The organism is Herminiimonas sp. CN (assembly GCF_000622895.1).
In the GTDB taxonomy this organism is placed as follows: domain Bacteria; phylum Pseudomonadota; class Gammaproteobacteria; order Burkholderiales; family Burkholderiaceae_D; genus AVCC01.
In genome coordinates this window covers 1-19,715 of sequence record NZ_AVCC01000011.1, presented here as the reverse complement: position 1 = coordinate 19,715, position 19,715 = coordinate 1, and the positions used below count along the sequence as shown (strand labels likewise).

At 62.8% G+C, this 19,715-nt stretch carries 18 protein-coding genes; 5 read left to right on the top strand and 13 right to left on the bottom strand.

Annotated elements, in window-relative coordinates; genetic code table 11:
- Positions 1 to 40: 40 nt before the first annotated feature.
- A complete protein-coding gene (locus HMCN_RS0104245; RefSeq protein ID WP_025916212.1) occupies positions 41 to 463 on the bottom strand; it encodes a thioesterase family protein in 423 nt (140 codons plus the stop codon).
- Positions 464 to 834: 371 nt separating this feature from the next.
- Here HMCN_RS0104245 and HMCN_RS0104240 point away from each other — a divergent pair, with 371 nt between their 5' ends.
- Together HMCN_RS0104240 and HMCN_RS0104235 are read left to right on the top strand one after the other, a co-directional pair.
- On the top strand, positions 835 to 1,284 hold the full coding sequence (locus HMCN_RS0104240; protein ID WP_035625751.1) for a MarR family winged helix-turn-helix transcriptional regulator: 450 nt from the start codon (positions 835 to 837) through the stop codon (positions 1,282 to 1,284).
- A gap of 274 nt (positions 1,285 to 1,558) precedes the next feature.
- A complete protein-coding gene (locus HMCN_RS0104235; protein WP_081801404.1) occupies positions 1,559 to 2,209 on the top strand; it encodes an NTP transferase domain-containing protein in 651 nt (216 codons plus the stop codon).
- Between the two features lie 127 nt (positions 2,210 to 2,336).
- Here the strand turns inward: HMCN_RS0104235 and HMCN_RS0104230 are convergent, their stop codons facing one another.
- Together HMCN_RS0104230 and HMCN_RS0104220 are read right to left on the bottom strand one after the other, a co-directional pair.
- Positions 2,337 to 3,320, bottom strand: coding sequence for a CAP domain-containing protein (locus HMCN_RS0104230; protein WP_025916209.1), 984 nt, complete (start codon positions 3,318 to 3,320; stop codon positions 2,337 to 2,339).
- A gap of 140 nt (positions 3,321 to 3,460) precedes the next feature.
- Positions 3,461 to 3,775: a metal-sensitive transcriptional regulator gene (locus tag HMCN_RS0104220; RefSeq protein ID WP_025916208.1), complete on the bottom strand. Its 315-nt coding sequence runs from the start codon at positions 3,773 to 3,775 to the stop codon at positions 3,461 to 3,463.
- Between the two features lie 559 nt (positions 3,776 to 4,334).
- Between HMCN_RS0104220 and HMCN_RS0104215 the strand changes: the two genes are divergently transcribed.
- On the top strand, positions 4,335 to 5,399 hold the full coding sequence (locus HMCN_RS0104215) for an AbrB family transcriptional regulator (RefSeq protein ID WP_025916207.1): 1,065 nt from the start codon (positions 4,335 to 4,337) through the stop codon (positions 5,397 to 5,399).
- Here HMCN_RS0104215 and HMCN_RS0104210 read toward each other — a convergent pair.
- From HMCN_RS0104210 to HMCN_RS0104175, 8 genes are all read right to left on the bottom strand, one after another.
- Positions 5,358 to 7,070, bottom strand: coding sequence for a SulP family inorganic anion transporter (locus HMCN_RS0104210; protein ID WP_369792135.1), 1,713 nt, complete (start codon positions 7,068 to 7,070; stop codon positions 5,358 to 5,360). The two genes, HMCN_RS0104215 and HMCN_RS0104210, sit on opposite strands and share 42 nt — an antisense overlap.
- Positions 7,071 to 7,125: 55 nt before the next feature.
- Positions 7,126 to 7,617: a hypothetical protein gene (locus HMCN_RS0104205; RefSeq protein ID WP_025916205.1), complete on the bottom strand. Its 492-nt coding sequence runs from the start codon at positions 7,615 to 7,617 to the stop codon at positions 7,126 to 7,128.
- A complete protein-coding gene (locus HMCN_RS0104200; RefSeq protein ID WP_025916204.1) occupies positions 7,601 to 8,797 on the bottom strand; it encodes a sialidase family protein in 1,197 nt (398 codons plus the stop codon). The genes HMCN_RS0104205 and HMCN_RS0104200 overlap by 17 nt, the downstream gene beginning before the upstream one ends.
- A gap of 12 nt (positions 8,798 to 8,809) precedes the next feature.
- A complete protein-coding gene (locus tag HMCN_RS0104195) occupies positions 8,810 to 11,080 on the bottom strand; it encodes a TonB-dependent receptor (RefSeq protein WP_025916203.1) in 2,271 nt (756 codons plus the stop codon).
- Between the two features lie 52 nt (positions 11,081 to 11,132).
- The gene (locus HMCN_RS0104190; RefSeq protein WP_025916202.1) at positions 11,133 to 11,822 is read right to left on the bottom strand and encodes an energy transducer TonB; all 690 of its coding nucleotides are present in this window, start codon (positions 11,820 to 11,822) and stop codon (positions 11,133 to 11,135) included.
- 135 nt (positions 11,823 to 11,957) lie between these two features.
- Positions 11,958 to 12,359 carry a DUF2946 domain-containing protein gene (locus HMCN_RS0104185; protein ID WP_025916201.1) on the bottom strand — a complete coding sequence of 134 codons (402 nt, stop codon included), beginning with the start codon at positions 12,357 to 12,359 and terminating at the stop codon, positions 11,958 to 11,960.
- Positions 12,360 to 12,697: 338 nt separating this feature from the next.
- A complete protein-coding gene (locus HMCN_RS0104180; RefSeq protein ID WP_025916200.1) occupies positions 12,698 to 14,194 on the bottom strand; it encodes a CoA-acylating methylmalonate-semialdehyde dehydrogenase in 1,497 nt (498 codons plus the stop codon).
- Positions 14,195 to 14,285: 91 nt separating this feature from the next.
- A complete protein-coding gene (locus tag HMCN_RS0104175; RefSeq protein WP_025916199.1) occupies positions 14,286 to 15,629 on the bottom strand; it encodes an aspartate aminotransferase family protein in 1,344 nt (447 codons plus the stop codon).
- A 132-nt stretch (positions 15,630 to 15,761) separates the two neighbouring features.
- On the opposite strand from HMCN_RS0104175, the gene HMCN_RS0104170 reads away from it, so the two are divergent.
- The gene (locus tag HMCN_RS0104170) at positions 15,762 to 17,168 is read left to right on the top strand and encodes a PLP-dependent aminotransferase family protein (protein ID WP_025916198.1); all 1,407 of its coding nucleotides are present in this window, start codon (positions 15,762 to 15,764) and stop codon (positions 17,166 to 17,168) included.
- A gap of 45 nt (positions 17,169 to 17,213) precedes the next feature.
- Here HMCN_RS0104170 and HMCN_RS0104165 read toward each other — a convergent pair whose 3' ends face one another.
- Positions 17,214 to 17,462 (bottom strand): YdcH family protein, encoded by a 249-nt coding sequence (locus HMCN_RS0104165; RefSeq protein WP_025916197.1) that lies wholly within the window; start codon positions 17,460 to 17,462, stop codon positions 17,214 to 17,216.
- A gap of 162 nt (positions 17,463 to 17,624) precedes the next feature.
- Here HMCN_RS0104165 and HMCN_RS0104160 point away from each other — a divergent pair, with 162 nt between their 5' ends.
- Positions 17,625 to 18,185 carry a DUF1003 domain-containing protein gene (locus HMCN_RS0104160; RefSeq protein ID WP_025916196.1) on the top strand — a complete coding sequence of 187 codons (561 nt, stop codon included), beginning with the start codon at positions 17,625 to 17,627 and terminating at the stop codon, positions 18,183 to 18,185.
- 32 nt (positions 18,186 to 18,217) lie between these two features.
- Here the strand turns inward: HMCN_RS0104160 and HMCN_RS0104155 are convergent, their stop codons facing one another.
- Positions 18,218 to 19,480 (bottom strand): HD-GYP domain-containing protein, encoded by a 1,263-nt coding sequence (locus tag HMCN_RS0104155; RefSeq protein WP_025916195.1) that lies wholly within the window; start codon positions 19,478 to 19,480, stop codon positions 18,218 to 18,220.
- Between the last annotated feature and the right edge of the window lie 235 nt (positions 19,481 to 19,715).

The window sequence follows — 19,715 nt, the reverse complement described above, 5'->3', positions numbered from 1 at the left end:
GTTGTAGGTGCCTGTATCCTCTGCGCCACTGTGTGTTCGACTACTCTCCCTGTGTCAGTGCGTTGCGGATTTTCTCCGGGATTTCCAGCGCACGCAGGCGCTGCGGGTCGTCGGGGTGGCGTGCGCCGAGCACGCGAACTTCGAAGCCTTCGACCAGCAGCGTATCGCCGCGCCGCACCAGATGCTGCAGCCGCAACGACTTGCGGGCGCACTCGACGACGCTGCTCTCGATCTCCAGATGATCACCGAAACTGGCCGGCAGCCGATAGCTGGCGCCGGTCTCGACCAGCGGCATGCCGACCACGCCGTATTGATCGCGCAGGCTGATCCAGTCCAAGCCAACTCCCTCGCACAGATGGTGGGTCGCGGCATCGAACCAGCGGTAATAGTTTGGGTAAAAAACAATGTTGGCAGGGTCGCAGTCGCCGAATTCAACCTTCAGGCGGTAAATCGAGGTGCGCATGTTAGGCCGCCTTTCGGTCAAGGCCGGCGGTGTCGGCAGGAAAAAGGAAAAACAGGGATGGTTTCAAATTCAGTCTCCGTCATGAACAAGCGTAGCACTGGGAATGCGCAATCCTCCGGCATACGTTACCGACCAGACAAAACCGCAATGCTCCGGTTCGGAATCTGATATCGCCATTAGCCATAATATAGACAAACTGTTTGATGTCAAATCAAAATGGCGGGTTTATCTGAATTTTCGTAAAACGGATTGTTGATCCGGATGGGAGTTCATAATTGGTGGACGCAAACGCGCTTTTGCGCACTGTGTTAGTCTGCAGCACTTGTCCCGCCCCATCATTTTCAGCAGCATTTATTACGAACCAAGCATCCATGACAAGCACATCCTCCCCCCTCGACCTAGGCAGCCTGCCAGACTTGGTCGGCTACAACCTGCGTATGGCACAAGTGATGGTTTTCAAGGACTTCGACCGCGAGCTGTCGGACCTCGACATCACTCCCGCCATTTTTGGCGTGCTGGAAATCCTGCGCCAGAACCAGGGGTTGACACAGACCCGGCTGGCACAGGCCATCGGGCTCGACCGCTCTTCGCTGGTGCCATTGCTGGACAAGCTGGAAAAGCGCAAAGTGCTGGAGCGGGAAGCCTCAACCAAGGACCGGCGCAGCAATTACTTGCACCTGACCGACGAAGGCGAACAGTTGCTGGTCGAAGTCGAGAGGCGGGTCAGGCTGCACGAAAAGCGCATCCTGACGCGTCTGACTAAAAGCGAGACGCGGCAGCTGATCCAGCTGCTGATGAAACTGGCAAAAAACGACGTCTGACCGATCGCCTGCCGGCCTTTGCGAGGCCAGGGGTTTGTCGGACTCAGCGCAATGAGGCTGGATCATTATGGAACCATTTGGCACGCAGTTTCCGCGCCGGATTTTGTGGCAATGCTGTAGCGCGTCTGACGATGAACTGCTGCAACAGGCTTATGCGGCGGCACGGAATGGGAGTGGATAACGGTAGGCAGGCGTATTAATTCGTTGTTCTCGCCCATGCCGCCATTGACGGTTGAAAAAACAGCCGCAGCTGCAGTAAAAGACCCAGCATCCTATGAATAAGTCACTTCCAACCACGCATTGCGGCATAGCCCCGCTCCAAGCCTTGCGTTCCGATTCCGGCGTGGCCGCGCTGGTCCTGGCGGCCGGCCGCTCGACGCGCATGGGCCGGCAAAACAAGTTATTGATTCCAATTGCTGGCGTACCCATGGTCGAACGCGTGGCCAATGCCGCATTGCGCTCCCGTTCCTGTCTGGTGGTCGTGGTAACGGGCCACGATGCGCCGCACATCGATCGGCTTTTGGGGGGCCGCGGTCCGCTCATCGTGCACAATCCGGCTTACGCAAGCGGAATGGCTACCTCACTGTCAGTTGGGCTTCAGGCGCTACCGCCCGATGTTGAGGCGGTACTGATATTGCTTGGCGACATGCCTTATGTGACTGCAGAACATATCGATCGGTTAATTGACGCCCATCGGGCCGAGCCCGAGGTCATCTGCGTGCCGCAGTGCGCCGGGCAACGCGGCAACCCCGTGCTGTGGCCGCGTTGCTACTTCGAGCAGATGTCGCGGCTGTCCGGCGATGTGGGGGGGCGCGTGTTGTTGAACGAGCATGCCGAGCAGGTCCGTTTGGTGGCGTTCGATAGCACGGCGATTTTGCGTGACATCGATACCGGCGAGGATCTGGCCGGCGCGACGGCTTCATGACTTACAGCGGCAGGCGGCATGCGCCCGTTGTTGTTTCTGCCGCCGGTCTGCCTGAACAGCATGGCCACGAGCCAAGTAGTGGAGCGCAATTGCGTAGCCGACCGTGTCGGCCGGCAGGTCATGGTCCTTACCTGGTTGTAAACGACCAGTTTTTTGCAACCGGGGTTCCGGGGCTGACGCAGGTGTTATCGGGCTTGATGGCGCAGATGCTGCCGGAAAAAGCCACGTCATAGGTGGTGCCGGTGGCCAGCGGCGCGAGCGGGATAATGGCGGCGGCAGAAGTCGGCGTTTCGGTATCCGTAGTGCTCGTTAGCAATTGCACCGGCAGCAGCGCGCCGCCGTGCGGCCGGACGGTGAAATTCTGCACCGTTACCTTTGTGGTGATGTCGGCATGAATGCTGACCGGATAGCCGACTTCATTCTTGCCCGGTACCGGATCTGGACTTTCTGCATCGCTGAAGAAATTGTTCGGCAGGTTTTTCTGGCCCTCGTAGGGATAGGTGCTGAAATTACCGGTGCCCAGCCCCTGCCCCAAGCCATTGCTGGCGGCGAAATCGGTGGTGAAGTAGGTATAACCGCTGGCCGCCGTGGCATACCCTGCGCCTGCTTCCTTGAACATCGGTTCGAAAATCACGAAGCGGTGGTAGATCGCCGTGATCAACGCTTCGGCACCGGCGAAGCCGTCGGCGTTGCCGACCTTTGCAATGACTTCCCCGATCGCATAGCTTGGTATCAGGCCATACCCGGCTCCGGATAATCGGGCGGGCAAATCAATGCCCGTGAAACCGGGATTTCCAGGAATTTGATCGTGGGTAATAGTGTTGTTGAGTTTTTGATACTCGGAATGCCCTTGTGCCGCAATGTCGACCAAGCCATTGCGCGTCAGGCTGGGGAGCATGATCTGTTGCCGGCGGAAATTGAACCAGTTCAGGCCATCGGTCGCCATATTGCCGGTAATTTGCGGTGCGTTTGTTTCTTGCGCAAGTTGTTGCCCGGTGATCGCCGCAGCAGGGGCTGGCGCTGCCCGGGTGGGCGAACCCCCGCCCCCGCCGCAAGCAGCCAGCGCCAGGCTGAGTATTATTGCAGGTGCGACAGGCGATAAGCGAGCCATTGCAGGTTTCCTGAATCAGATGTTAAAGGCGGCAAAGCTTACCGTATTTATGCAGCGAGGGCAGATCGCCGTTGCGCTTGTGGTGCAGGCGTCGCAGATTTTCATGCGCGGCATCAAACAACGCTTGCCAGGCAAACAACTCAGGCGAACTTGTTGAGCATTTCGGACAAGTGCTTGGCGCGGTCAGCCGCATCTTCCAAGCTGGTCGAGCCTGAAGTGTGTGTGACCATCGAGCTGGTGAGTAAGTTCACGAACGCGCGGTCGAGCGCCTTGCGGGCGGCGGCCATCTGCTGCGCTACGCCATCGCAGTCGTCCGGAACTACCGCTTTAGCCAGCAATTTGCGCACGCCGCGCACCTGGCCTTCGACGCGTGCCAGGCGGTTCAGCAAATCTTTCTTTTGTTCGTCGGTCAGCGCAGTGCCGCTCAAGACCTTCAGGGGGGCTTCGTATGACATGGTGGGACTCCTCGATTAATGTGGTTGTGCGAAAATTATACTATGGGGAGTAAATTCACACTAATTATCTTTTGCATTCGGCATTTCCGAAGTTGCCGTTCTTTTTGCCCTGAATTGGGGGTCGGCTTTGAGGCAGGCCGGTTTGGCCTTTGAAAAAGCACATCGGGCTTGCTTTGTGTTTCATTAGCATAGGAGTATGCATAAAAACATGTGAATTTCCACTGTATTTAATGCGGCATTGAATAATACAGATAATAGTATGTGCATTTGTGCGAATCCGTGCGGAACGTATCCGGAGCAGGCCGCTGCCTTCGCTTCGAGCGCCGGCTGTGCCGCGCCGAATCTCCGGCAAGTACTGGGTACAGCTGCCGCAGGGTAAACTGTAGTGTTTTTGCGTCCGCTGCATTGATGCGCGGCCGGGTCCGGAGCGCGCCTTCTCCTGTGCATGCTTGAACTCCGGGCGAGCGTTTGTACGGGGGCGTGTATTTTCAATTCTGCACATGAGTATCTGCGCTAACTTCACTATTTTTTGCCATACCCAATCGATTATTTTTTTGACATGCCATTTTATTTCCCCCCGGCCACTACCGCATTGCTGCGCGCATTGCTGATCGCGGTAAGCGCAGCCAGCCTGTGCGTCTGGCTCCATACCCCGTTGCCGTGGATGATCGGGCCGATCGTTGCCACTGCCGCCGCGCGCATGGCCGGCATCGAACTGCGCGCGCCGGTGCAGGTGCGCGAAGCCGGGCAATGGGCGATCGGCACCGCGCTCGGCCTGTATTTCACCCCGGCCGTGCTGCATGTGCTGTCGTCCTATGTCGGCACTATCGCGGTCGGGGTGGCGTTCGCGCTGCTGCTGGGCGCCGGCGCCGGCTGGCTGCTGCACCGGCTGACCGGGGTCGACCGCACCACCACCTTCTTTGCGATGGCCACCGGCGGCGCCTCCGAAATGGCGGTCCAGGGCGAGCGCCACGGCGGGCTGGTGGACCGGATCGCCGCCGCGCACAGCCTGCGCATCATGATGGTGGTGGTCATCATCCCGTTCGGTTTCAAGTTCGCCGGTGTGCACGGCATCGACCCGTTTGTGCAGGGCGCCAGGGTGGTGGATGTGCCCGGGCTGCTGGCCCTGATCGGCCTGACTTGCTGCGGCGCCTTGCTGCTGCGACGCCTGAACTGGCCGAATGCCTGGGTCATCGGCCCGCTGCTGGTGGCTATTGCCTTGACTGCCAACAGCGTGAATCTGTCAGCGCTGCCGCAATGGATCATCAATTGCGGCCAGCTGTTTATTGGCGTCTCGCTCGGCACCCGTTTCACGCCGGCTTTCCTGCACACCGCGCCGTGCTACCTGGCCGGCGTCGCACTCAGCGCATTCAGCGCAATCCTGGTGGCGGCCGGCTTCGGCCTGCTGCTGGGAGCCTGGTCCGGGATTCACCCGGCCACCGCAATCCTCGCCACCTCGCCCGGCGGCATCGCCGAAATGTCGCTTACCGCCAAACACCTGCAGCTCGGGGTGCCGATCGTCACCGCCTTCCACGTGACCCGGATGGCGACCCTGGTGCTGTCGATCGGGCCGCTGTTTCGCTTACTGCAACGCTGGACATCGAGCCGGCGCATTGGAGCATGAAAGTTGCGCCATGCGTACCGCCTCATCCACGCTCAGGGTGCTGAAGGACGCTGCGGCGGCGGGTGCGACCCGTTGCAGCAGTTCGCATACCGGGTCTTTCAGCCGGGCCAGCAGCAGCTGCTGGTTCCGGCCGGCGACGAAGCGATAAAAATCCTGCAGCGCCTCCAGGCTGGTGCTGTCCAGATCAGGCGATTGTTCCAGGCTCAGGATGACGCTGTGCAGCGCCGGGTCTGCGGCGGCGATGGCGCGTCTGGCCTGGTGCAGGATGCGTTCGACGTTGGCGAAGAACAACGGCTCATCCGGACGCAGGATCAGGATGCCGGCGACTGGCTTGGCTTCGGGATGCAGCGCCATGTTCACGAAATCATGGCCTTCTCCGAGCCGTCCCAGCAGCGTGATGGTCGATTCCGAAAAACGCTGCAACAGCAGCATCAGGCTGATCCCGATGGCCGCTATCAGGCCGTCCAGCACGCCCAGCACCAGAACTCCAAGTACGGCGGCGACGATCACCAGCCGGTCGCGCTGCCAGCGAAAATAAGGCTGGAAAATGGCCGGGTTCAGGGTATGGCCGACTGCATGAATCACGATCGCCGCCAGTACCGGTTGCGGCGTCAGGGCGATGCCGGGCAGGATCGTCAGCACGATGGCAAGCACCGTCAGCGCGGCGATCCAACCGGCCAGCCGCGACCGGGCGCCGGCCGCTTCATTGGCTGCGGTGGCCGAATAGCCGGCGCCGACCGGCATCCCGTGGAACAGGCCGGACAGCAGGTTGGATGCCCCCAGCGCCAGCAAGTCGCGGTTGGGCGCGACGCTGTCGCCATGCTTGACCGCGAAGCCGCGAATCGCACCGTATGACTCCGCGTACAGGATCATCACCATTGCGAAGCCCAGTTCGCCCAACCGCAACCAGTCGCTGCGCGACAGCAGCGGCAGCGTCGGCGCTGCCAGTTCCAGCCGGATGGTGCCGACCAGGCCGACGCCGTAATGCGGCAGGTCGAGCCATTTACCGGCGGCAATCCCGAGCACGAGCACGATCAGGCCGCCCGGCACATGTTTGCAGCGGGCCAGCAGGAACAGCAGCGCCAGTGCAGTCGCGCCGACCGCGATCCCGGCCGGATTCCAGTCTCCGATCTGGCCGAAGAGCGCCGGCGCGAAGCGCAGCATGTCGCCGTTCGGCGGATGGACTCCAACCACGCTGGCCCATTGCTTGAGGATGATAACTATCGACAAGCCGAACGCAAAACCGCGCAACACCGGCTTGGCGATGAAGTCGGTCACGTTGCCCATCCGCGCCAGCCCGGCCAGCAGGAAAAACAGGCCGGTGATCATCACCAGCCCGATCGCCAGCGTCAGCCTGAATCCGGCATCGCCATTGGCGATTGATGCGGTCGCTGCGGCCATAACGGCGGCCGACGAGGAGGTGGCCGAGACGATGGCGAAGCGGCTGCTGCCGAACAGTCCGTAACAGACCAGTCCGGCGAACAGCGCGATCACCCCGGCTTGCGGCGGCAGGTTGCCGATGCTGGAATACGCGATCGCTTCCGGCAGCAGCAAGCCGGCGATTGACAGCCCGGCAAGCGCATCCTGCCAGCGCGTCTGGCTACCGGAAATCGGTGGGCTGGCAGGTGCGATGGCATGCTCCTTTATCTGAAATGCGCGTTTCTTCTTCAGGTGCCAGTATATGGCAGCGGGGTGCCGGCTGCGCCCCGGATTTTTGCCGGTCCGCTCAGGGCTTTGCCGCTCCGGCCAGCCACAGTCCGAATTCCTGCTCCGACGGGCGGCCGGTAATCAGGGTTGCCGGCCCGCTTTTGGGCAGCAGCGCCACATACGGGGTGATGCCGCGCCACTTCGGGTTGACGGTGTACTGCAGCGCCGCGCTCTGGCCGCGGAACACGAACAGGCGGCTGGCCTGGCGGTAATGCGGGCCGCGCAGCAGGTCTTCATGCTGTTCGCCATCCATCACCACCACCACCAGCGGAATCTGCGGCTTGCGGTGTTTCAGCTGCTCGGCCACCGCTGCGATGGCGGCCGGGCAATGGGTGCAGTCGGTGCTGGCAAACACGATGGCTGCCGGGCGCGGCAATGCGCTCTGGAAGCGCTGCCAGCTGTCGGCTTCGAACTGTTCGATCTTCTGCGGCACCGCCTGTGCGGTTGCAGCGCACAGGGCCAGCAACAGCGCAGCCGCGCTGCGCACATGGGTTTTATAAGGCTGCGACATGGCGTTCTCCTGCGGTGTTCCAGATCACGAACAGTTGCGTTCCCTTGCGCAACAGATGCGGGGAATCGCTCTCGGCGGTGCTGCGCGCCAGTTGCCTGAGGATGAAATGCTGGCCATCATCGTCGGACACCCAGGCTTTCAGGTTCATGCTGCTGCCGTCGAAACTGCGCCAGACGATCGCCACCCGCTTGCCGGCGCTCAGCACATCGGCATGCTCGGCCTGCTCGTCCGGCAACGCCAGCACTGCGCCCACCGGCTTGCCATCCCGATCCAGCCGGCCATAACGCACCTGCGCCAGCCCGGCCCGCTCGCCGAACCAGACCGCGTGATAGCCGCCGTCGGCCGCCGGCGCCAAGGCCGGGCCGTGGTGCGGGCAGGCATCGACCGCCCAGTTGTCGAAGGTGGCGCGCACCGGAGCTGCCGCCGGCGCTGCAGCGCCCAGCAGCGCAAACGCATGGTCGCGGATATTCGGCGCAAACACATGGCGCCATAACGCTGCCACCTGGCCATCCGGGGTCGGCGCCAGCGCAATCCGGCAGCATTCGCAACTGTAATCGGCCAGCTTGGTGTCCGGCCCGAAGCTCGCGCCGCCGTCAAGCGACACGTTGTGGTAAATCGCCGCGCCGCGATAGGCCGGCTTGCCGCTGCCCTTTTTAGCCAACTCCAGATCGCGCTTGTCGACCCAGGCCGTATGCAGCCGGCCCTGGGCGTCGAAGGCAATCGACTCGAAGCGGTGGGTGATGAGCTGGCGGTCGTGATGCACGGTCGCCGGCGCGGCAAAGGTGGCGCCGCCATCGGTCGAGCGCAGCAGCCGGATTGCGCCGGTATACGGCTTGGACAGCGGCGTGGTGTAGGCCACCACCACCTGGCCCTGCGGCCCGAACGCCAGCTTGGGGCGGCTCTCGCCGTCGGCCGCCACCGCTTCGCCGCCGTTATCGAGCAGGCGCGGCGCCTGCCAGCTGCGGCCGTCGTCGCGGCTGATGCGCAACTCCAGGCGCGCCTGGGCATCCAGCCCGACCGCCCACAGCGCGCCATCGGGCGCAAAGGCGGCGCCTATGGCCAGCGCGGGTTTTTTTGCGGCCTTGGCCGGTTGATGTGCATGCCCGTCCTGGGCCTGGACTGCCAGCGGCAGCAGCGTCAGGCAGAACACCAGCGGAATGCGTAATAAAGAGTCGATCATCGCAGTTCCTTATCAGAAATCGTATTTCAGTTCGGCCGACAGCGTGCGCTGCGGGTACGGGTGGGCCACGTAATACTGCTGGTTGGTCAGGTTGTCGATGCCGACCGCGGCGCTCCATTGGCGGTCAACCTTGTAGCGCAGGCGCAGATCCAGCACGAAGAACTTGCTGACGCCGCCATAGGTGTCGGCGTTGCCGTCGCTATTGTCGAGCGTGTTGTATTGCCGGCCGCTGTAGCGCCCGGCCAGCGCGTACGACAGTTGCGGATTCTGGCGGTAGGTCGCACTGACGGTGGCGCGCCAGTCCGGCACGCGCGGCTGCCGTTTGCCGACCGTGGCCGGATTGGCGTCGTTCTGGGTGATGACCGAATCGGCGTAGGTGATGCTGCCGGCCAGATCGAGGCCGCGCAGGCCGACATCGGTTCCCTGGTACGCCAGTTCCAGTCCGCGGGTGCGGATGCGGTCGATGTTCTGGATGTTGGTGACGTTGGTGGCCAGGTTGGTTTGCGAATACAGCGCATCGCTGGCGTTCTCCTGAAAGTAGCTGATGCGCAGCAGGCCGTTGCCGAGTTCGCGCTCGGCGGTCAGCTCGCCCGACCACGCCTGTTCCGGCTTCAGGTTCGGGTCGTTTTTGACGATCGCATTGTTGCTGATGCTGCCCTGGTACAGTTCTGCCACCGACGGCATCCGGTACGCCTGCGCCAGCGAGGCGCGCAGCGACCAGGCTGCCGCAGGCTGGAACGACAAGGCCAGCTTGGGCGAGAAGAAGGTTTCGTTGCGGGCAGCGAACGGCAGGGTGCTGGTCGCGTTGGAAACCGCACCGTCGAACGCCTGCCAGTTCTCCCAGCGGCCGCCCAGCGTGGCCTTCCAGTCCTTGGCGAAGCGCCATGCATCCTGTGCATACAGCGCCTGGGTTTCGGTCTTGCCGGCAAACGCCGAGGTGCGGCTGAGTGCCGGGCCGCTGGTCCAGCTGGCGGTGCTGGAGATTTGCGTATCGAGCTGGTAATGATCGAAGTGATAGCCGAAATTGGCTTCATGCGCGGGGTTCGGGCGCCAGGTGCCGCGCAAGTCCAGCGTGCGCCAGCCGGTGCCGCCCATGTCGGTCAGGGTGCCGGGGCCGCCATTGGCCGCCGCCGGCAACGCAGTGGTCGGCGCGCGCGCCAGATCGCGGCTGTAATCGTACAGGCTGGCCAGCGCCTGCCAATCCCAAGTGCCGCCGCTGTGGCTGCCCAGCGCCAGGCCGTGCATCCAGTGCTGCTGTTCGGAGCTGCCGGGATTGAAATCGGTGTCCTTGAGCGTGTACTGCCGGCCGCCGAAATTCACCTTGCCGCTGTAGACCGGATTGCCGGCGGCATCCCGCAGATACGACGCGACGTTAGTTGTGTTGTCGCCCTGCCACAAACCCAGCGTATAGCTGGCGGCCAGGGTCGGGCTGATGTCGTACGCCAGCTTCAGCTTGGCCTGGTCCTGGATCGTATGGGCGATGCCGGTGGCGCCCAGGATGGTGCGCGCAGCGCCGCTCGGGTCGAGGTCGGTCTGCGCGCCGTTGACCTGCCGGTCGCCGGCCGCCGCGGCCTTGGCCGACAGCGGCTGGGTCAGGAACGTCATCGGCTGGCCGCGGCTGTCGAGATGGTTGGCATTGAACCACCACGACAGCGCGCCGGCGCGGTTGCCTAAAGCGGCGCTGAACTGCTTGCCGCTGTAACTCTCGTCGGTGCCGTACAGCTTGAAGTGCTGGTCGAATGCCTGCGCCTTCGCGTGCGCCTCAAACTGGTCCGGCATGCGGGTCGTCATGTTGATCACCGCGCCCATCGCATTGCCCGGATACAGCGCCGAGAACGGCCCGTAAATCACATCGACGCGTTCGATTTCCTCCGGCGTGACCATGCCCCAGCGCGGCGGATAGCTGTAACTGTTGCCCAGCAGGTTGGACAGCAGCAGATCGTCCGCGTACACCAGCGAGCGGGCGCTGACCAGCGTGCCGGACGAGCGCGAGGCGACGATGCCGTTGCTGTCGCCGATGAAGCGCTTGCGGATCTGGATCGACGGCAGATACTTGAGCGCATCTTCGGTATTGATCACGTTGATGCTGTCGGCCATCTGCTGGCGGGTCACGGCCTCGGTCACGGCCGGCAATTCTTTCGGCAGGCCGGGGGCGGAGCCGCCCTGGACCACTACTTCCTGCAATTGGGTGTCGCTATCGGCGGCGTGCGCGGCCGATGCGAAGGCGCCGCCGGCGCAGGCTGCCAGCAAGGCGGCGGATAAGGGTTTCAGACGGATGGGCATGGGTTTGATTTCAAATGGAAAAGAGTAAAGGATGCAACGGCAGACAAGGGTGTCAACCATCCAGCCGGAACGTAATCGGCACCACCACGCTGGCGGCGACCGCCGCATCGCCGCGTCGCGCCGGCACGAAGCGCCATTTGCGCACCGCATTCAGCGCTGCCTCGTCCAGCCGCGGGAAGCCGCTGCCCTGCTTGATTTCGACCTGGCCGGCGGTGCCGTGCGCGGTGACCTGCACCTGCAGCAGCACCTTGCCGGTTTCGCCTTGCCGGCGCGACAGCAGCGGATACGCGGGTGCCGGATTGTTCAGGTAGTCGGCGTCGAAGCGGGCCGGTTCCAGTGCCGGCGGTGCTGCCGGGGTGGCGGCGGTTGTGACGGTTGCGACCGGTGCGGCTGCTGCCGGAGTTGTTGCCGCAGCCGGCGCCGCAGGAGCGCTGGCCATTGCCGTGCTGCCGCCGGCGGCGGTCAGGATCGCAGTCGGGGCAGGTTTGGGCGCGTTGCGCGGCACTGGACGCACAGCCGGACGCGGGACCGGCTTGGCCGCCGGTTGCGCGAGCGCCGGCGCAACCGACGGCGGCGGGATCAGCACTGCCTGGATCGGCATTGGCGCACTGTCCGGCGGCACCGCCCGGCCCGGCATCGCCTGCAGCGTCCAGTACAGCAGCGCGCCATGCAGCGCCAGCGTCAGCAGGAATTTCAGGGCGAGGCCGGGCAGGCGTTCGCCGGAGGCGGTAAAGGTAGCCATACGGTGATGGATGCCTGCATCATGCGCGGCCGGTCGCAGCCGATGCGCAGATGCAAGACATAATTCTTTCGTTTTGAGAAATAGTGGGGTGCCGGCGGGCATGCACGGATGCAGCCGCAGCGGGTCAGGCGAGGATCAGGAAGCCAGCGGCGGGCCGCGCGGACTGGCCGCGGTCCACGAGTACAGGCGGTACGGCGCGTGATAAAACAGCTGTGGGAACAGGTCGTGGCCGGCCAGCAGCGGGAGTGCCGGCATCGCGGACGGCAGCAGCCCGCTGTCGTTGCCGTGCGGCAGGCAGAACGGGCAGTGCGGACTGTCGCCGGCGTCGCCCGGGCCGGAATGGTCGCCGTCCGGCAGGCCAGCCATCGCAGCGACTGAATGGACGCCGGTCATCGTGCAGATTTCCATCATCGGCGACGCAGGCACGCTGCTCCAGGCAGTCACTGCATGGGAAACCGAAGGCGCAAGCACATTGACCAGCATCGCCAGACAGACGATCCAGATAAACAGCGGCTTGATTTTCAGAAATTTCCTCATCGCCGCGGATTATAGCGCGGCGCTTTGCAGATCATTGGGGCAAATGCAGAAAAGCTCGCATGGATCAAGCGCGGCGGTGGCAAGACGCATTTGTGACACCGTGCCGCTGGCCGCAGATTTTTATTTTTTTATGAGTATATGAAATTTAATGCCATTTTTACCCGAATATATTGCGGAATAAAAAAATACATGGGGCTGTATATTTTATTGCCGCCAGTGGTGTCCGGCCAACTGTAATGCGATGGCGTCGCTGCGCGCGGTAGAGCAGTAAGCATCAAAAACCAACCAGCCCTGCATGTGCCGCCGTGCAGGGCGGGTCGTTTCAGGCTGACAACGCCTTATTGATTGCTGGGGAAGTTGAACTGCGCGGTTTCGCGCACGCCGCCGGCGGGCCAGCGCTGGGTGACCGTCTTGCGGCGGGTGAAGAAGTTGACGCTGTCGGGGCCGTACATGCCGTTGTCGCCGAACGCGGAGCGCTTCCAGCCGCAGAAGCTGTGGTAGGCGACCGGGACCGGCAGCGGCACGTTGATGCCGACCATGCCGACCTTGATGTTGTCGCTGAAGTAGCGCGCCGCTTCGCCGTCGCGGGTGAAGATGCAGGTGCCGTTGCCGTATTCGTGGTCGTCGATCAGTTGCATCGCTTCCGCCATCGAGCCGACGCGCACCACGCACAGGACCGGGCCGAAAATCTCTTCCTTGTAGGCTTTCATGTCCGGCGTCACGCGGTCGAGCAGGGTGGCGCCGACGAAGTAGCCGTTTTCGAAACCGGGTACAGTGAAGCCGCGGCCGTCGACCGCCACCGTTGCGCCCTGCTGTTCGGCGCTGTCGATATAGCCGATCACCTTGTCGCGGTGCTGGCGCGTGATCAACGGACCCATGTCATTGCTGTTGTCGGTGCCGGGGCCGACTTTCAGGGTCGCCAGCCGCTCCTTCAGCTTGGCTACCAAGGCGTCTGCAGTGGCATCGCCGACCGCGACCGCGACCGAGATCGCCATGCAGCGCTCGCCGCCGGAACCGTACGCTGCGCCCATCAGTGCGGTGACGGCGTTGTCGAGATCGGCGTCCGGCATCACGATCGCGTGGTTCTTGGCGCCGCCCAGCGCCTTGACACGCTTGCCGTTGGCGCAGCCGGTGGCGTAGATGTATTCGGCAATCGGGGTCGAACCGACGAAGCCGATCGCCTGGATGCGCGCATCGGTCAACAGCGTATCAACCGCTTCCTTGTCGCCGTTGACGACGTTCAGCACGCCGTCGGGCAGCCCGGCCTGCTTGGCCAGCTGGGCGATCAGCAGCATGCAGCTGGGGTCGCGTTCCGACGGCTTGAGCACCATGGTGTTGCCGCAGGCAATCGCCGGAATCGCTATCCACAGCGGCACCATCGCCGGGAAGTTGAACGGGGTGATGCCGGCCACCACGCCCAGCGCCTGGCGCTCGGACCAGGAATCGATCGCCGGCCCGACGTTCTTGCTGTGTTCGCCTTTTAACAGATCCGGCACGCCGCACATGTATTCGACTACTTCAATGCCGCGCTGCAGTTCGCCTGCCGCATCGTTGAGCACTTTGCCGTGCTCATCGGTGATCAGCGCGCAAATTTCATCGGAATGCTGATCCAGCAGCTGCTTGAGGCGGAACATGATTTGCGCGCGCTTGGCGGGCGGGGTATTGCGCCAGGCGGGGAACGCGGCTTGCGCGTTGGCGATCGCCTGCTCCACCGTGGCCCTGGAGGCCAGCGCCACCTGGCGGCTCGCCTGGCCGGTGGCCGGGTTGAAAACGTCCTGCGTGCGCGCGGTATCGGCGACCGCTGCGCCGTTGATCCAGTGTCCGATGACTGTCATGTTGATTCCTTGTTGAGTGGCGGGATTCCGGCACTGGAATCCCGCAGGTTCGATCGGTGTCAGGCCTGTTGGTTCAAGGCTAGCGTGTCAGTCAGGCCGCCGGCACCGCATGTGCCACCTTGCCCAGCGTCTCGCCCATCAGGCGGATTTCGTCCGGGGTCGAGATGAACGGCGGGCCGACCGCCACGGTGTCGCCGCTGACGCGGTACAGCATGCCCTGCTTGATGCCTTCTTCCAGCACGCGCATGCCGCGCAGGCCCGGCTTGCCGGGGATCGGCTCGAGGTCGATGGCGGCGGCCAGGCCGAAGTTGCGGATGTCGGTGATGCCGGCCTGGCCCTTCAGCGCGTGGAACGATTCCTGCAGCACCGGCTCCAGCGCGCGGGAACGCTCGATCATGCCGTCCTGTTCGATGATGTCGAGCACCGCATTGCCGACCGCGGCCGCCAGCGGGTGGCCGGAATAGGTGTAGCCGTGGGCGAATTCGATCGCGTGTTCGGGGCCGTTCATGAAGGTCTGGTAAATCGGTTCGCGCGCGACCACGCCGCCCATCGGCACCACGCCGTTGGTGATCTGCTTGGCGAAGGTCATCAGATCGGGCGCCACGCCCAGGCGCTGGCAGCTGAAATTGGCGCCGAAACGGCCGAAACCGCCGATAACTTCGTCGAAAATCAGCAAAATTCCGTGTTTGCTGCAAATTTCGCGCAGGCGCTCCAGATAGCCGAGCGGCGGCACCAGCACGCCGGTCGAGCCGGCCACCGGCTCGACGATCACGGCCGCGATGTTCGAGGCGTCGTGCAGTGCGACCAGGCGCTCCAACTCGTCGGCCAAGTGCGCGCCCCATGCCGGCTGGCCCTGGCTGAACGCCATCTGCTGCGGATTGTGGGTGTGCGGCAGGTGGTCGACGCCGGGCAGCATCAGGGGCGAAAACATCTTGCGGTTGCCGACCATGCCGCCGACCGAAATGCCGCCGAAGCCGACCCCGTGGTAGCCGCGCTCGCGGCCGATGAAGCGGGTGCGGCCGGCCTCGCCGCGGCTGCGGTGATAGGCCAGCGCAATTTTCATCGCGGTATCGACCGCTTCCGAGCCGGAGTTGGTGAAAAATACCCGGTTCAAGTCTTCCGGCGCCAGCGCGGCGATGCGGTTGGCCAGCTGGTGCGCCCACGGGTTGGCGAGTTGGAACGGCGGGCTGTAATCGACGGTATCGAGCTGCTTGCGCGCCGCTTCGGTAATGCGCGGATCGCCGTGCCCGAGTGCGGTGGTCCACAGCGCCGACAGGCAGTCGAACACGCGGCGCCCGTCCGACAGCGTGAAATACGCGCCCTTGGCCTGCGTGATCATCTTCGGATGCTGCTGGAAATAGCGGTTGGCTGTGAACGGCATCCAGTAATGGTCGAGGCCGGTATCGGTCATCGGCGGGGTGTCGGGGGTGCGCATGAACTGTCTCCAAAAAAGTCAGGCCTCTCTGTGGCCGTTCATGCACTGTATGCCAGCTTGCAGCAATTATATATATACAGTTGCTGCGATTGCCTCTATAACTGTGCCTGTCGCCCACTACATACAATTGCCATGTTTACGCTCGATCGCAGCGCTGCCGCGCCACTGTTTCGCCAACTCAGCGACGCGCTGCGGCGCGACATCGAGCAGGGCAAGCTGGGCATCGGCAGCCGGGTGCCGTCGGTGCGGCTGATGGCGCAACAGTGCGGCATCAGCCTGATCACGGTGGTCAATGCCTACAACCGGCTGGTGGCCGAAGGCTATCTGCAGCCGCGCCGCGCCAGCGGCTATTACGTCAGCCAGCCGTCGCGCAGTATGCCACCGCCGGCCTTTCAGGCCTCGATGGCCGGAGTCGCGGTCGATTCGGAATGGCTGGTCAGCCATGTGTTTGCCGATGCGTCCTCGCTGCTGATGCCGGGTTGCGGCTGGCTGCCGGAAGGCTGGCTGGAAGGCGAGCAGATCCGCCATGCTTTGAGCACGCTGGCGCGCAAAAGCGCCGGTTCGATGGTGCGCTACGGTAATCCTTACGGCTACCAGCCGCTGCGCAAGGCCTTGCAGGTCGCGCTGCATGCGCGCGCGATCGAGCTCGATCCAGAGCAGATCATCCTGACCCAGGGCGCCAGCCAGGCGCTGAACCTGTGCGCGCGGCTGTTCCTGAAGCCCGGCGATACGGTACTTGTCGATGATCCGATGTATGCGAACCTGATCGCGCTGCTGCGCACCGGCGGCTACCGGGTGATCGGCGTGCCGCGCACCCTGAACGGGCCGGATTGTGCGCAGCTCGAACTGCTGGCCGCCAGCCACCGGCCGCGCGCGTTCTTCACCAACACCAGCCTGCAGAATCCGACCGGCACCTCCACCAGCATCGCCAGCGCGCACCGGATTCTGCGCGCGGCGGAAAACTTCGATTTCCGCATCGTCGAGGACGACATCTTCGCCGACCTGCAGCCGCAGCAGGGCATTTCGCTGGCGGCGCTCGATCAGCTCAATCGGGTCACCTACATCGGCAGCCTGTCGAAATCGATCTCGCCCAGCCTGCGGGTCGGCTTCATCGCGGCCGGCAGCCAGCTGGCGCGCGAACTGGCCCAGAAAAAGATGCTGGAAGGGCTGACCAGCTGCGAAATCAGCGAAAAACTGGCCTCCATCATCCTGACCGAAGGCCGCCACCGGCTCTCGATCGAGCGCCTGCGCGGGCGTTGCGAGCAGGCCCAGCGCAGCGTCGCCGCCGGGCTGGAAAATTGCGGCCTGCAACTGTTCCACCGGCCCAGCGCCGGCATGTTCCTGTGGGCCCGCTTCGCCGCTGGCATCGACACCGTGCAAGTGGCGCAGCAGGCCGCCGATCAGGCGCTGTTGCTGGCGCCCGGCAAGCTGTTCGAAACCGGCGATGCGCCCAGCCCCTGGCTGCGCTTCAACGTCGCCCACAGCGACCATGCGCAGGTATACCGCTTTCTGGAGCGGATCGCGGCCGGCAAGGCGTAAAAAACGGACAGCAAGCGCTGTCCGTTTTTTGGTATTGCCGGCGGTTCAGGCTGCGGCGGTAGCCTGCAGCAATTGGTACAACTGGTCTTTCAGCGTGACGCGGACTTTTTTCAGGTTTTCCAGCGCCGCATCGCCCAGGCTGTCCACCCCATTTTCGGCGCGGTTGACGGCCTTGTCGGCATCGTCGTATTCGTTGAACAGCTTGGCAAAATGCGCATTGCTCAACTTTAACGCATGAATCGCATCCTTGAATTCCGGAAATTCGATAGACAGCGGATGATGTTCTACTTGCATAATTGCTCCTTGGTTGTATCGGAAAAATGTATTCTGGCTTCTATTCTAAGCTGAATTTCGTACAAAAATCACAATACGTCCTTAACCCGGGCTACGCGGGCCGGTTCAAGCCCGACCGGTTGTTTGTAGTTTCCGGGATAATGCAGGTTTGCGGGAGACATGATGCAAAAACCGGACGACATCGCCAAGAAACTTCTCGGCATGCCTTATGCAGAGCTCGACGAGCGCACCCAGAAGGTCGCGCGCCATATTGCAGGGCGCAAGCACATTGCCAGAAACACCGCGAAGGAATTTGATGCCGGGATAACCACGGGCCAGCGCGCGGCGGATGCGGTGGCGCGTTTTGGCGGGTCCTGGACCTTCATCGGCATCTTTGCCGCCATCATGATGCTCTGGGTCGCCTTGAATTCCTACATCCTGATCAATTACGGCAACAGCTTCGATCCGTATCCGTATATTTTGCTGAACCTGTTTTTGTCGATGCTGGCGTCGATCCAGGCGCCGATCATCCTGATGTCGCAGAACCGGCATGCGGAAAAAGACCGGCTCGATGCCGAGCACGATTACGAAGTCAACCTGAAGGCTGAACTCGAAATCATGCTGTTGCACGAAAAAATCGATTTGTTGCGTGAGGGCCAGTGGGGCGAGCTGTTGGCCATCCAGAAGGAGCAGCTCAAGCTGCTCGGCAGCCTGATCGAGAAGAAGACCGTGTCAGACTCCTAGCCGCGCGCAGCCCAGACTGCGCGCACCGCCAGCTACATATCGAAGTGGTGCCGCACGCGCTCTTCCAGCAGCTGCCGGGCATCGTTTTCGGCGCCGTTTGCCAGCCGATCGAAAATTTCGAGCGCGAGCGTGCGAAACACCGCCATGACCGACGGATCGAAATGGCTCCCGGTGTCTTTTTCCAGAATCGCCAGCGCCGCCTCGAAGCCCATCGGCTCCTTGTAGGGCCGTTTCGAGCAGAGTGCATCAAACACATCGGCGACCGCAAAAATGCGCGCTGCGAGCGGTATCGCCGCGCCGGCGATTTTGCGCGGATAGCCGGAACCGTCCCATTTTTCGTGATGGGCGGCCACGACTGCATTGGCGCCATCGAGCCAGCCCATGCCGGTGACAATTTCCTCGCCCTGCGCGACGTGGGTGCGCATGATGGCCATCTCGGCATCGTCCAGCTTGCCCGGCTTGAGCAGGATCGCATCGGGAATGCCGATCTTGCCGACATCGTGCAGAAAGCTGCCGGCAATCAGAGCCTGCATGTCGCTTCCCATCAGGCCCATGCGCTCGGCTATGCGGGCGGCAATCCAGGCCACCCGGTAATTGTGCGCGCCGGTGTCGGAGTCGCGTTTGGCAATGGCGCGGCCGAGCGATTCCATCATCGAAATATGCGAATTGAGGACCTCGCGCGCCTTGCGTTCATTGTCGGCGGACAGATGCACCACGACCGGATAGAGCGCCGCACCGCAGAGCAGGGATGCCAGGCAGACCATCAGTGCCACGCTCATGGAACTGCCGAAAATTTGCTCCTGTTGCCATGCCGGCACGATGCGGACGCCCTCGAAATAGCCGGTAATGGGCAGGCTGGTGTCGGTGGCGGAATTGCGCAGCGGGACAAAAACCCGCAAGATCCAGAGCCCTCCTGAGAGCTTCAGGCTTTCGTAGGACGCGGCGGTGTAGCTGGGGGCGCCATGTTTGGGCAGGGACGATTCAATCGCCTCGCCTTCGCCGGTCAGCGATTCGGCAAGCTTGCGGCCATTGCCGCCGTAAATCTCGGCGATATCAAACAAGCCGCCGGCAATGGTCCTGGCTGCAAGCGTGGCATTCCTGCTGGCGTCCGGACCGGTTAATTCGATGGCATCGTAGTGGTGGAGCAAACGGCCCGATTCTTCGACGGCCAGCGAGACGATGCTTTCCTCCGCCCTTTCGCGCGCAACGAACCATGCAACAGGGCTGGCGACAGCCGCTAAAAGAATGCTGACAGCGGCGATGCGGATCGCACTGCGTTTCTGGAAAGGATTCATGTGTCGTTTTCATATAAAGCGCAAGAGCTTGTCATTGCAGCGCAGTCCGGGTTGCCGGACTCGGATTACTTGCGGTTTCAATGCAATTCCGACCGACATGCATGCGGATTGATCGCGGTATGCGTGGTACTTGGTACCGAGTCAATGCTGCCCCGCTTTTTTTTTTTGCACGATCGATGCTGCAGATGCTGACAATTGGCGCCAGGCATCATACCAATTATGTGCGGCATGGAAA